The organism is Brevundimonas sp. EU05-FHT14B11 (assembly GCF_058790835.1).
In genome coordinates, this window is the sequence record NZ_JBYTCY010000001.1 from 885,544 (window position 1) to 899,606 (window position 14,063).

Genomic DNA, 14,063 nt, shown 5'->3' on the forward strand with positions numbered 1-14,063 from the left:
TCATTCCGTGCCGGAGGGGGAGGCCCGGCCTTCTTCGAGGATCGTATCAAGGTTCGAGGCGATCGCCTCAATGCAGATGAAGTCCACCAGGTCGTCGACCTCGTGCGCCTTGTGCCGCGCGCTCTCATAGCCGAGCGTACGGGCATGACAGAAGCCCCGCTCGCGCCGCAGGGCGTCGACGGTCGAGACATAGAGGGCGCCGTCCAGCACGAACAGCGGCTCGATATCCTGCCGGCGCGGCATCTCGCCGAAGCTGGCCGCGGCATAGGGGGTGATCGCCCCCTCGTCGTCCTTGCGCACGGCGAAGGCGGGGTGGGCGGCTTCCAGCTTCGAGACGCCGACGATGGCGTCCGCGTCGGCGGCGGCCAGCTGGGTCAGCGCCGCGTCCACGTCCGAGCCCTCGGTCAGCGGCGACGTCGGCTCCAGCAGGACGACATAGTCATAGACGTCGCCCGCCGCCGCCAGCGTATCGACGGCGTGCAGGATGAAGCCGATGGAGGGGGCCGTGTCGCTGGCCAGCTCGGCCGGGCGCAGGAATGGGGCGTCGGCGCCGTGGGCGACGGCGATGTCGGCGAAGCCCTGGTCGTCGGTCGAGATGATCACCCGGTCGACGTGGGCCGAGGCGAGCGCGGCGGCGATCGGCCAGGCCAGCAGGGGTTTGCCCGCCAGCGGCCGGATGTTCTTCAGCGGCAGGCCCTTGGAGCCCTTGCGCGCCGGAACGATCGCGAGAACGCGCTTGCCGTCGATCATGACGCCGCCATTCGTCCGCGCAGCCGCTGCTGCACGCGGTCGACGATCTTGTGGAAGGCGAAGCCGGCCAGCGGATAGCGGATGCCCAGGTCGCGCTGGGCCTGACGCACGGCGCGGTTCTGGCGCATGATGCTGGCCATGTCTCCGCCGGTCGCGCCGCCCGAGCGCATGCGCACCATGATGCCGGGGATGTAGACCCATTTCAGGTCCAGCGTCTGGAAGACCCGCATCATGAACTCGACGTCGCCCGCCTGGCGGTATCCCAGGTCGAACACGCCGGCCTGATCGTAGACCCGGCGCCGTAGGAACAGCGTCGGGTGGGCCGGATGATGGCCGCGCGCGATGTTGGCCTTGGTCGGCGGACGTGAGCGCCAGACCCGTTCGATCTTCGCCGTATCGACCGGATCGACATAGGTCAGGTCGCCGTAGACGACGTCCACGGTCTCGTCCTCGAACGCCGCCATCACCTCGGCCAGCACCGTATCGGAGGCGTAGAAGTCGTCGGAGTTGAGGAAGCCGATGACCTCGCCGCGCGCGCGGGCCAGCCCCTTGTTGTAGGCGTCGAAGATGCCCTTGTCGGGCTCCGACACCGCCGAGGTGACGCGCCGGCCTTCGCGGGCCACGATCTCCATCGTGTCGTCCTTGGAGCCGCCGTCGATGACCAGATACTCGAAATCCCCGAGGGTCTGGCTGTTCACCGAGCGCAGGGTGTCGCCGATGGTGCGGGCGCTGTTGTAGCTGGCGGTGATCAGGGAAAGCTTGGTCATCATTCTGCTCCGGGCGCCGGCAGGGGCGGGGCCGCCCGGTCCTTGTCCGACAGGATCACCGTCTCCACGCCCAGCAGGGCGGGCAGGCGGTCGGCGATCGAGAACGCCTCCTCCGACGCCTCATCGTACCCGCCGTCGCAGACATACTCAAAGAGGGTGTCTTCCAGCGCATAGAAGCCGTGGGCGTATTCGGCGTCGATCCGCACCCAGCCGTCGGCAGGGGTCAGGGTCGTGGTCTTCAGTTCCCGGGCCGGGTCGTCCATCGAGACGACCACGTCGACGATGGCGCCTTCGACGACGCGGATGACCTTGGTCTGGGGCGAGGGCGCCCGCTGCACGTGCAGGCCGCGGAAGACGCCCCGCCTCGAGAACGAGCGCTTCAGCACCATGGCGTCGCTCTCGTACAGCACCTCCAGCCAGCCGCGATTATCCTCGCGGCGCTGCGTCGTACCGTCCAGGCGAACGAAGGGATCCAAGGCGGTCAGCTCCAGTCGGCGGTCTTGAGCAGCACGGCCTTGCGGGCGGCCAGCAGGTCGGCCTCCATCATCTCGTCGACCATCTCCTCGAAGGTGATCTCCGGCTCCCAGCCCAGCTGGGCCTTGGCCTTGGACGGATCGCCCAGCAGGGTCTCGACCTCGGTCGGACGGAAGTAGCGCGGATCGACGCGGACGATGGTCTGGCCCGGCTTGATGGCGGGGCAGCGGGTCACGGCCTGGGCCGGATCGACGCTCTCGACCACGCCGATCTCGTCCACGCCCTGGCCTTCCCAGCGCAGGGTCACGCCGATGCGGGCCGCCGAGACCTCGACGAACCGGCGCACGCTGTACTGCTTGCCGGTGGCGATGACGTAGTCATCCGGGGTGTCCTGCTGCAGCATCATCCACTGCATGCGGACGTAGTCCTTGGCGTGGCCCCAGTCGCGCAGGGCGTCCATATTGCCCAGGTACAGGCAGTCGCTCAGCCCCTGGGCGATCTCGCCCAGGCCGCGGGTGATCTTGCGGGTGACGAAGGTCTCGCCGCGCCGCTCGCTCTCGTGATTGAACAGGATGCCGTTGCAGGCGAAGATTCCGTAGGCCTCGCGGTAGTTCACGCACATCCAGTAGGCGAACATCTTGGACACGGCGTAGGGGCTGCGCGGGTAGAAGGGCGTGGTCTCCGACTGGATTGGCTCCTGCACCAGGCCGTAAAGTTCCGAGGTCGAGGCCTGGTAGAACTTTGTCTTCTTCTCCAGCCCCAGCAGGCGGATCGCCTCCAGCAGCCGCAGCGTGCCCAGCGCGTCGACGTCGGCGGTGTACTCCGGCGTCTCGAAGCTGACGGCCACGTGGCTCTGGGCGCCGAGGTTGTAGATTTCGTCCGGCTGCACCTCCTGGATGATGCGCACCAGATTCGAGGTGTCGGTCAGATCGCCGAAATGCATCTGGAACCGCACGTCCGCATCGTGCAGGTCCTGATAGATGTGGTCCACGCGGTCGGTGTTGAACATCGACGACCGGCGCTTGATGCCGTGGACGCTGTAGCCTTTCTCAAGCAGGAATTCAGCAAGATACGAGCCGTCCTGGCCGGTGACCCCAGTGATCAGGGCGGTTTTTCTCATGTGGTCTCCAGTGTCGGCTCCGCGCGCCCTTTGGGGCGACGGCCTTCAAAATCAGCATGACGCGGCTCGATGACGCCGACGGGTGGTCCTATCGCAGGGCGCGTCTTTTGGACAAGGGGAGCTTTTGTGACGGTCGACCTCACGCTGTTACGCTTGTCGTATGCTCGCAGCGCGTTAGGTTGCGTGAAAGTTCATTGGGGGACGCCACATGTTTGATACCTTCACCGCCGGTCGCTCGGGTCTTCTGGACGCCGGAGGTTCCGACAACGGCTCGGTCGGGGGAGGTACGCGGTTCGTCGAGGGCGGCGGGTCTACGGCGAACTCGTTGTTCGGCGGGATCTCGAGCTATCAGCCGTGCGCCTGCTGCATGCGGTTCCACGGCGCGAACGCCACCGGTGACGGCGGCGGTCTCGGCGCGCTCCTGAACGGCGACGATCGCGGCGTCGTCGGCAGCACGAACAACAAGCCGTCGCTGTCGACCACCGACGCGGGCTCCCAGATCACCCGCACCAACAACAGCTGGGCCGCCGGCCTGGGCCAGGCGGCCACGGTCACCTTCGCCTTCCGTGTGTCCGCGCCGACCATGCCGACCGACACCACGGGCTTCAGCCAGTTCTCGGCGCAGCAGATCGCGGCGACCCTCCAGTCGCTGGCGGCGTGGTCCGACGTCGCCAACATCACCTTCACCCAGGTCACCGACCCGGGAAGCAATTATTCGAACAACGCCACCATCCTGTTCGGCAACTACTCGTCGGGCCAGGACGGCGCAGCCGCCTTCGCCTACCTGCCGGGCACGTCGCCGGGCTTCTCGGGCGCGAGCGCGGTCCAGGGGGATGTCTGGGTCAACAACTCGCTGTCCTACAACGCCGCTCCGGTGCTCTACGGCTACGGCACCCAGACCCTGCTGCACGAAATCGGCCACGCCATCGGCCTCAGCCACCCGGCGACCTACAACGCCAGCGCGGGGCAGAGCATCACCTATGGCGCCAACGCGATCTATTTCGAGGATTCGCGCCAGTACACGGTGATGAGCTATTTCCGTGAGCAGGAAACCGGCGCCGATTTCCGGCTGGGAGGGACGCAGCATTTCGCCTCGGCGCCGCTGATGGACGATATCGCCGCCGCCCAGCGCCTGTACGGCGCCAACACCACCACCCGGACCGGCGACAACACCTACGGCTTCAATTCCAACGCCGGCATGCCGTGGTTCTCGGCCACCACCTCGTCCAGCCCGCTGATCTTCTGCGTCTGGGACGCCGGCGGCACGGACACCTTCGACTTCTCGGGCTACACCGTCGCCCAGGTCATCGACCTGCGTCAGGGCGCCTTCTCGAGCGTGGGCGGCATGATCGGCAACGTCTCGATCGCCCTGGGCGCGGTGATCGAGAACGTCATCGGCGGCACCGGCGCGGACACCATCCGCGGCAACTCGGCCGACAACATCATTCGCGGCAACGGCGGCGCCGACGTGATCGACGGCGGCCTGGGCAGCGATACGGTCGTCTTCTCGGGCGCGCGGTCCAGCTACACCATCACCTGGAACGGCCGGGTCGGCACGGTGACGGCGACGGGCCAGGCCGCGGTGACGGTCACCAACGTCGAATTCCTTCAGTTCTCCGACATGACCATCGCGGCGGCGCCGACCGGCGGCCTGATCGTCGGCGGCGACGCCACCAATGAGACCATCTCGGGCACGGCCTTGGGCGACACCCTGGGCGGTCTGGGCGGCAATGACACCGTGAACGGCCTGGACGGCGACGACTATCTGGACGGCGGCTCGGGAGCCGACATCCTGAACGGCGGCGAAGGCTCCGATATCCTCATCGGCGGCCTGGGCAACGACACGCTGAACGGCGGCAACGGCATCGACACGGCGGACTATTCGGGCGCCCGGTCCGGGATCACGGTCAATCTGGCCACCGGACTCGCGACCGGCGGCGCCGGCGCCGATACGCTCTCCGGCGTCGAGAACGTGACCGGAACGGCCCAGGCCGACACCCTCACCGGCGACTCCAACGCGAACATCCTGCGCGGCGGGGGCGGCGCCGACACCATCTATGGCGGCGGCGGCGACGACCAGCTGTTCGCCGGCGCGCCGGGCGAGGGCGGCGGCGCCCCCGATATCGTGAAGGGTCAATCCACGGCGAACGCGACGATCGGGACCGCGGTGTCTCTCGCCGGCGGGTTCGACATTCGGAGCCGGGACGATGTCGCCAACTCGACGACCATTCCCCATGCGACGGTGGTCGCGACGGCCCATGGCGGCGTCGAGTACTACGCCTTCACGGTCAACGGCACGAATGTCGCGGTGACCTTCGATATCGACAACGCCAACTTCGATTCGACCCTGCGTCTGTTCGACGGCGCCGGCACCCCGCTGGCGAACAACGATGACGGCTCCGTCGTCGACGGCGCGGAAAGGGATGCGCAGCTGACCTACGTCTTCCCCGTGGGCGGCACCTACTACATCCAGGTCGGCCTGTGGCTGAGCAACAACGGCAACGGAACCTTCAACTCGGGGGCTCCCGTCGCGGGCAGCAGCTATACGCTGCATGTTTCCATCCCGAACCAGGAGGTCGTTCCCACCACGCTGGCGGGGTCCGAGCTCAACGGCGACGCGGGCGCGGACGTTTTGACCGGGGGAACCGGCAAGGACACGCTGAACGGCGGCGCGGACAACGACATCCTGAACGGCGGCGGCGAGAATGACACGCTGAACGGCGGAGACGGCGTCGACACCGCCGTGTTCTCGGGCGACCGCTCCGCCTATACGATCAGCACCAGCTCCGGCGTGACCACCATCACCGGGCCGGACGGCACGGACACCCTGACCAACGTCGAACGGCTGCAGTTCGCCAACGGCCTGTTCGACATCGCGGGCAACCCGATCACCACCGCCTCCATCGACGGGACGGCCAACGCCGACACCCTCGTCGGCACGGGGAACGCGGACGTGATCAACGGCCTGGGCGGGGACGACGTCATCACCGGCGGCGCCGGCAACGACACGATCGACGGCGGCCAGGGCAACGACACCGCCGTCTTCAGCGGCACGATGGCCCAGTCGACCGTCGTGACCAACGGCGCGACGACCACGGTGACCGGCCCCGACGGCACGGACACCCTGACCACTGTCGAATACCTGCGCTTCTCGGACGGCACCCTGATCGTGGGCGCCGGCGGCGGCCAGCTGTTCACGGGCACGGCCAACGCCGACACCCTGACCGGCACCGCCTTCAACGACCAGATCAACGCCGGCGACGGCGACGACACCGTCAACGGCGGCGCGGGCAATGACGTCGTGGACGGCGGCATCGGCACCGACACCGCCGTGTTCTCGGGCAATCGCTCGGCCTACACCCTCAGCACGACCGCGGGCGTGACCACGGTGACCGGACCGGACGGCACGGACACCCTGACGGGGATCGAACGGCTGCGTTTCGCCGACGGCCTGTACGACACGGCCGGCGCGCCGATCGTCAACACGATCACCGGCACGCCGAACGCCGACACCCTCGTCGGCACCGCGGAGGTCGATTCGATCGACGGCGGCTCCGGCAATGACGTGATCACCGGCGGTCTGGGCAATGACACCATCACCGGCGGCCAGGGCGTGGATACGGCGGTCTTCGCCGGTCTGTCCTCCGCCTATACGGTCTCGACCAACGCCGGCGTGACCACGGTCACCGGGCCGGACGGCACGGACACCCTGACAGGCGTCGAACGGCTGCGCTTCGACGACATCGTGCTGATCGTCGGCGCGGGCGGCGGCCAGTATTTCGCGGGCTCCGCCGGCGCCGACACCATCACCGGCACCGCCTTCAATGACTGGATCGAAGCCGGCGCCGGCGGCGACGTCATCTCGGCGGGCGATGGTTCCGATGTCATCTACGCGGACCGGGACGCCGCCGGCGCGATCTTCGCGGGCAATGACGTCGTCAACGGCGGCGCGGGCATCGACTGGCTGTACGGCGATGGCGGCGACGACTACCTCAACGGCGGCGCTGACAAAGACTATCTTTACGGCGGTGACGGCGACGATGTCCTGGTCGGCGGCGGCGGAGCCGATTTCGGCCAAGGCGGAAACGGATTCGATACGCTCGACTATTCCGAGGCGACCTTCGCCTCAGGCGGGATTACGATCAACTTCGCCACGGTGCCCAGCGGCGCACAGGCTGGTTTGATGATCTTGACCGGCAATGGCGGCGATGCCGAAGGCGACAATTTCCAGTCGATCGAGCGGCTCATCCTCACCGACTTCGATGACACCGTCTTCGCCTCCAACATCCATACAACCGACGGCGTCATCGTCTTCGGCCGGGGCGGTTCCGACTATCTCTGGGGTAGCCAGAACGCCGACCGCTTCGACGGCGGAAACGACAACGACTTCCTGCGGGGGATGGACGGCGACGACACCCTGATCGGCGGTGGGGGCAACGACCTGCTGGACGGCGGCGCCGGGATCGACACGGCGGACTACTCCGGCGCGGCGGCGGGGGTCACGGCCCAGCTGAATACGGGCCAGGCGTCCAACGACGGCGACGGCGGCGTGGACACCTTCACCTCCATCGAGAACCTGACCGGTTCGGCCTTCAACGACGTGCTGCTGGGCGACGGGGGAAGCAACGTCCTGCGCGGCGGAGCCGGCTATGACGTGCTGATCGGCCTGGCCGGGAACGACGTCATCCACGGCGGCGCGGGCGCGGCCAACGAGCTGTACGGCGGCGAGGGCGACGACCGCTATGTCGTCGAGGCCGAGGACACCATCGTCGAACAGGCCGGTGAAGGCGTCGATCTGGTCGAGACCGGCCTGTCGCGCTTCCGCCTGTCGGCCAATGTGGAGAACCTGACCTACACCGGCACGGCCGGCTTCGAGGGCCAGGGCAACGCCGGCGACAACGTCCTCCGCGGCGCCACGGGCCGCGACGTGCTGATCGGCTTCGGCGGCAACGACATCCTGTACGGCGGCGCCGGCACGGCCAATGAGCTCTACGGCGGGGCCGGCGACGACTACTATGTGGTCGAGGCGGGCGACACCGTCGTGGAGGCCGAGAACGACGGGATCGACACGGTCGAGTCGCGGCTGGATACGTTCGTCCTGCGCGTCAACATCGAGAACCTGGTCTATAACGGAACCGGGAACTTCACCGGCGTCGGCAACGCGTCCAACAACCTGATCATCGGCGGGGCGGGCAATGACCGCCTGGTCGGCGGGGCCGGCCTCGACACCCTGAACGGCGGCGACGGCCGCGACATGGCGGACTATTCCAGCGCCGCGGCCGGGGTGACGGTCCGCCTGGACCGCAACCAGGCGTCCAACGACGGCGACGGGGCGTCCGACGTGCTGAACGGCATCGAGGACGTGCGCGGCTCGGCCTTCAACGACGTGATCTTCGGCGACGCGGGCGCCAACACCCTGTGGGGCGGGGACGGCTATGACGTGCTGGCCGGCTTCGACGGCGACGACGTCATCCACGGCGGGACCGGCGCGGCCAACGAGCTCTACGGCGGCGCGGGCAACGACCGCTATGTCGTCGAGGCCGAGGACACCATCGTCGAACAGGCCGGCGAGGGCGTGGACCTGGTCGAGACCGGCCTGGCCCGCTTCCGTCTGTCGGCCAATGTCGAGAACCTGACCTACACCGGCACGACCGGCTTCGAGGGCCAGGGCAACGCCGGCGACAACGTCATCCGCGGGACCACCGCGCGCGACGTGCTGATCGGCTTCGACGGCAACGACATCCTGTACGGCGGCTCCGGCGCGGCCAACGAGCTCTACGGCGGCGCGGGCGACGACTACTATGTGGTCGAGGCGGGCGACACGATCGTGGAGGCCGAGAACGGCGGCGCCGACAGCGTCGAGGCGCGCCTGAACGTCTTCTACCTGGGCGCCAACATCGAGAACCTGGTGTTCGGCGGGGTGGGCGATTTCGTGGGGACGGGCAACAGCCTGAACAACCTGATCATCGGCGGCGGCGGCGACGACGTGCTGGCCGGCGGCGGCGGCTCGGATCAGATCCAGGGCGGCGGCGGCCACGACCGGCTGCTGCTGCGCGGGGTCCAGGCCGACTACACCATCACCGCCGAGGGCGCCGGCTGGCGGATCATCGACAACACCGCCGGCCGCGACGGATCGATCCTGGCCACCAGCATCGAGGTCCTCGAGTTCGGAGACCGCTCCACCCGCGACCTGACCCCGCCCGCCGCCCCCGCCGACGTCGGCGACAAGGACCAGGGCGCCGACGCCCTGGTCTCGCCGCTCGTCGCCGACGACTTCCTGCTGGGCGGACCGCAGGTCCAGCCGGTCGCGCCGTCGGCCGACACGGTCAAGATCGTCGACGCCGGACCGCAGGTCCTGCCGGCCGACGTCGAAGCGCCGGCCGCCAAGGCGACCGCGGACATGCCCCTGGTCCTGCCGGGCGTGCTGGACGACGGCTTCGTGAACTACAAGGGGATCGGCGACGGCCCCCTGGTCCTGCCGTCGGAGGTCGGAGACCGTCTCATGATGGAGCCGGCCGGCTTCTTCGGCGGGCTGGAAAGCCATGCCTTCCTGTTCAACCCCGGCTCGGCGATCGACTTCTGGAACCTGGAGCACGAGATGCAGCGCGCCCTGGATGATTTCCAGGGCCGGTCGCACACCGGCCGTCCCGCGGATCACGATCCCTGGGGCTGAGCCTGATCTCTCCGTGACCTGTGAACCGCCGCCGGACCTCCGGCGGCGGTTTTCGTTTCAGGCGCCGCTCAACCGCCGGCGCGGTTCTTCACCAGATCCTCGACCACCGACGGATCGGCCAGGGTCGAGGTGTCGCCCAGCGATCCGACCTCGTTCTCGGCGATCTTTCTCAGGATCCGGCGCATGATCTTGCCCGAGCGGGTCTTGGGCAGGCCCGGGGCCCACTGGATCACGTCCGGGGCCGCGATCGGCCCGATCTCCTTGCGGACGTGGGCGATCAGCGCCTTGTGCAGGTCCACGGTCGGCTCCACCCCCTTGTTCAGGGTGACGTAGGCGTAGATGCCCTGGCCCTTGATGTCGTGCGGGAAGCCGACCACCGCCGCTTCGGCCACGTCGTCGTGCAGCACCAGGGCGCTTTCGACCTCGGCGGTGCCCATGCGGTGGCCCGAGACGTTGATCACATCGTCCACCCGCCCGGTGATCCAGTAATAGCCGTCCTCGTCCCGGCGGCAGCCGTCGCCGGTGAAATACTTGCCCGGATAGGCGCTGAAATAGGTGTCGAAGAAGCGCTGGTGATCGCCCCAGACGGTGCGCATCTGCCCCGGCCAGCTGTCGGTGATGACCAGATTGCCCGAGGTCGCGCCCTCCAGCACCGCGCCGTCCGCGTCGACCAGTTGCAGCTCGACGCCCGGCAGGGGCTTGGTCGCCGAGCCGGGCTTCAGGTCCGTCGCGCCGGGCAGGGGCGAGACCAGCACCCCGCCGGTCTCGGTCTGCCACCAGGTGTCCACGATCGGGCAGCGGCCCTCGCCGACCACCTCGTGATACCAGCGCCAGGCCTCCGGATTGATCGGCTCCCCGACCGTGCCCAGCAGGCGCAGCGATGAGCGGCTGGTCGCCTGCACCGGCCCGTCGCCCTCGCGCATCAGGGCCCGCAGCGCGGTGGGGGCGGTGTAGAAGATCTCGACCTGGTGCTTGTCCACCACCTGCCAGAAGCGGCTGACCGTCGGATAGTTGGGCACGCCCTCGAACATCAGGGTCGTCGCGCCGTTGGCCAGCGGGCCGTAGACGCAATAGCTGTGGCCGGTGACCCAGCCCACGTCGGCGGTGCACCAGAAGACCTCGCCGGGCCGGTAGTCGAACACCAGCTCGTGCGTCCAGGACGCCCAGAACAGATAGCCGCCCGTGGTGTGCAGCACGCCCTTGGGCTTTCCGGTCGAGCCCGAGGTGTAGAGGATGAACAGCGGATCCTCGGCGTTCATCGGCTCGCACGGGCAGTCGTCGCCGGCGCCCTGCCTGGCCTCGCCGTAGGCAACGTCGCGGCCCTCGACCATCGGCACGTCGGCGTGGGTGTGCGAGACGACCAGCACCTTGTCGACCGCCACCTTCTCCAGCGCCGCGTCGACATTGGCCTTCAGCGGCACCCGCTTGCCGCCGCGCATTCCCTCGTCGGCGGTGATCACGACCTTGGAGCCGCAGTCCTCGATCCGCCCCGCCAGACTGTCCGGCGAGAAGCCGCCGAAGACGACCGAATGCACGGCCCCGATCCGCGCGCAGGCCAGCATGGCGACCGCCGCGGCCGGGATCATCGGCAGGTACAGGGTGACGCGGTCGCCCTTCACCACCCCGAGGCCCTTCAGCACATTGGCCATGCGGCAGACTTCGGCGTGCAGCTCGCGATAGCTGAGCTTGCCCGACTGGGTCGGTTCGTCGCCCTCCCAGATAATCGCGGTCTCGTCGCCGCGCGTCTCCAGGTGCCGGTCCAGGCAGTTGTACGCGACGTTCAGCACGCCGTCCTCGAACCAGCGGATGTGGAAGTCCGCCTTGTCGAACGAGACGGCCTTGATCACCGACGGGGTCGTCGTCCAGTCCAGCCGGCGGGCCTGCTCGCTCCAGAAGGCGTCCGGCGTCTCGCGCGCCGCGACCCGCGCCGTCTCATAGCCCGCCTTGGTCATCCGGGCGCGCTGGGCCCATTCGGACGGGACGGGATAGAGTTCGGGGTCGGTCGTCATGGGCGGCTCCTCGCGTCGGATCGCCCACGTTAGGCCGACAGCCGAGGCAAGGGGAAGCGCCGACTCCCGCGCCTCGCTCCGGCGCCGCTGGCGAACCTCGACCGGATCACGTATCGCGACGCCAAGGGACAAGGGCGCCGCCAGACGCGCCCATCAGGAGATGACCCATGACCTACCGCCACCGCGCCCGCACGCTCGGGACCCGCACGCTCGCGCCCGAAACCCTGATGATGGGCTTCGGCTATGATCCCGCCCTGTCGGAAGGCTCGATCAAGCCGCCGGTCTTCCAGACCTCGACCTTCGTGTTCCGCTCGGCCGAGGACGGCAAGCGCTTCTTCGAGGTCGCCTACGGCCTGCGCGAGAAGGATCCGGAAGAGGCGCTGGGCCTGATCTATTCGCGGATCAACAACCCCAATCTCGAAATCCTCGAGGACCGTCTGGCGGTCTGGGACGCCGCGGACAAGGCGCTGGTCTTCTCCAGCGGCATGGCGGCCATCTCGACCACCATCCTGGCGCTGAGCCGGCCCAATGACGTGGTCATCTACACCGCCCCGGCCTATGGCGGCACCGAATACCTGTTCGACCGCATCTTGCCGCGCATGGGCGTGGAGACGATCAGCGTGTCGGAATGCGACGGCGGCCGGACCCTGGTCGACGCCATCCCCGAAGCGGCCGCGCGTGCGGCGGCGCGCGGCGGACGGCTGGCGGCGGTCTATGTCGAGACTCCGGCCAACCCCACCAATCAGCTGATCGATCTGCGCGCCGCCGCCGACGCCATCCGCGCCCTCGGCCAGGCCGAGCCGCCGCCGCTGGTGGTCGACAACACCTTCCTCGGCCCCCTGTGGCAGAAGCCGTTCGAGCATGGCGCGGACCTGATCCTCTACTCCCTGACCAAATACGTCGGCGGCCATTCGGATCTGATCGCCGGCGCCTGCCTGGGGCGCGCGGACCTGATGGGTCGGGTGGCGGAGATGCGCACCATCTGCGGCACGATCACCGACGCCCACACCGCCTGGTTGCTGACCCGCAGCCTGGAGACCCTGCAGATCCGCATGGAGCGGTCGCAGCAGAACGCCTCGGAACTGGTCCGGCGCCTGCGCGGCCATCCCAAGATCGAGGCGGTGCTCGACGCGGGCGGCGCGGAAAGCTCGGCCGAACAGCAGGCGATCTTCAGCCGCCAGTGCTCGGGCGCCGGATCGACCTTCTCGTTGCGGCTTAAGGGCGGCGAGGCCGAGGCCTTCCGGATGCTCAACGCCCTGCAGCTGTTCAAGCTGGCGGTCAGCCTCGGCGGCACCGAGAGCCTGGTCTCCCACCCGTCCAGCACCACCCACTCGGACTACACCGCCGAGGCCAAGGCCCGCTGCGGCATCGGCGACAATCTGGTGCGCCTGTCGGTCGGCATCGAGAATGTCGAGGACCTGTTCGCCGACCTGTCCCAGGCGCTGAACGCCGTCTGAGGCGCCGGGCGGGAACGGTTCAGACGCGGGTCAGGGCGGCGGCCCAGGCCTCGCGCCTTGGCCCGTCATAGGCCTGCAGCGCCGGCGCCAGCTCCTCGACCAGGGGTCGGGCGTCCCAGTCCATCGGCAGGAGCGGGTCGCCGGCGATGGCCCTGACGACGGCCGCGCCCAGCGTCAGGCTCTCGCGCGCCGCCGCCGAGGGGGGCAGCGACCCCAGCTGCGCCGAACTCCGCACCAGGCGGGCGAGAAGCGCCTTGCGCGCCTCGCCCATGCCCGACACGTCCCACAGCGACGCGGCGGTCCGCGTGACGGCGCCGTCCAGCCGGTCCAGGCGCGCGGTGAACAGCGTCGGGGGGACGCCGGCCTCGCGCAACCGGTCCCGGCAGGCGTCCAGTCCGCCGACGATGGTGTCGGGCCGCAGCCAGAAGCCTTCGGCGGTCCGGCGGAAGCCTTCGACCTGAAGCGCTTCGGCGGCGGTCGGGGCGTCCGCCGCCAGCAGCCAGCAGCCGGTCCACACCCGGCGGCGGAACACCGTCTCGCGCCATTGCCGCAGACGGCGGGCCGAGACCGCGTCCGGTCCGCTTTCCACGAAGGACCCGTCTTCCGTCCGCGTCAGCCGGCCTTCGCTGACCAGCCGCGCGGCGGCGTCGGTCATTGCGGCCGCCGACTGGTCGAAAACGGCGCCGGCCGCTGCCAGCTCGTCGGAGGACGCGCGGGCGTCGTCCGCCATCAGCAGCAGGTCGAGGATCAGCGCGCCGGGATCCGTGGACGGGGCGCCGCCGGGATCGGGGTCGGTGGTCCTCATGACGGCGC

8 protein-coding genes are annotated in these 14,063 nt (G+C 69.0%); 2 read left to right on the forward strand and 6 right to left on the reverse strand.

What is annotated here, in order from left to right; translation table 11 throughout:
• The 4 genes from AC3WRV_RS04480 to gmd are packed head-to-tail and all read right to left on the reverse strand — an operon-like array spanning position 1 to position 3,111.
• Complete coding sequence (locus AC3WRV_RS04480; protein ID WP_291832356.1) at positions 1 to 750, reverse strand: acylneuraminate cytidylyltransferase family protein; 750 nt, start codon at positions 748 to 750, stop codon at positions 1 to 3.
• Positions 747 to 1,517, reverse strand: a complete 771-nt coding sequence (locus AC3WRV_RS04485) for a glycosyltransferase family 2 protein (RefSeq protein ID WP_492312299.1) — start codon at positions 1,515 to 1,517, stop codon at positions 747 to 749. Before AC3WRV_RS04485 ends, AC3WRV_RS04480 begins: the two co-directional genes overlap by 4 nt.
• Positions 1,517 to 1,993: a dTDP-4-dehydrorhamnose 3,5-epimerase family protein gene (locus AC3WRV_RS04490; protein ID WP_492312300.1), complete on the reverse strand. Its 477-nt coding sequence runs from the start codon at positions 1,991 to 1,993 to the stop codon at positions 1,517 to 1,519. Before AC3WRV_RS04490 ends, AC3WRV_RS04485 begins: the two co-directional genes overlap by 1 nt.
• Positions 1,994 to 1,998: 5 nt before the next feature.
• A complete protein-coding gene (gene gmd, locus AC3WRV_RS04495; RefSeq protein ID WP_492312301.1) occupies positions 1,999 to 3,111 on the reverse strand; it encodes a GDP-mannose 4,6-dehydratase in 1,113 nt (370 codons plus the stop codon).
• A gap of 208 nt (positions 3,112 to 3,319) precedes the next feature.
• Here gmd and AC3WRV_RS04500 point away from each other — a divergent pair, with 208 nt between their 5' ends.
• Positions 3,320 to 9,784 carry a M10 family metallopeptidase C-terminal domain-containing protein gene (locus tag AC3WRV_RS04500; protein WP_492312302.1) on the forward strand — a complete coding sequence of 2,155 codons (6,465 nt, stop codon included), beginning with the start codon at positions 3,320 to 3,322 and terminating at the stop codon, positions 9,782 to 9,784.
• Between the two features lie 68 nt (positions 9,785 to 9,852).
• Here AC3WRV_RS04500 and acs read toward each other — a convergent pair whose 3' ends face one another.
• A complete protein-coding gene (acs, locus tag AC3WRV_RS04505) occupies positions 9,853 to 11,793 on the reverse strand; it encodes an acetate--CoA ligase (RefSeq protein WP_492312303.1) in 1,941 nt (646 codons plus the stop codon).
• A gap of 167 nt (positions 11,794 to 11,960) precedes the next feature.
• On the opposite strand from acs, the gene AC3WRV_RS04510 reads away from it, so the two are divergent.
• A complete protein-coding gene (locus AC3WRV_RS04510; protein ID WP_492312304.1) occupies positions 11,961 to 13,250 on the forward strand; it encodes a cystathionine gamma-synthase family protein in 1,290 nt (429 codons plus the stop codon).
• A 19-nt stretch (positions 13,251 to 13,269) separates the two neighbouring features.
• On the opposite strand, the gene AC3WRV_RS04515 is transcribed toward AC3WRV_RS04510, so the two are convergent.
• Entirely contained in the window at positions 13,270 to 14,055 is a 786-nt protein-coding gene (locus AC3WRV_RS04515; RefSeq protein ID WP_492312305.1) for a hypothetical protein, read from the reverse strand.
• Positions 14,056 to 14,063 lie beyond the last annotated feature (8 nt).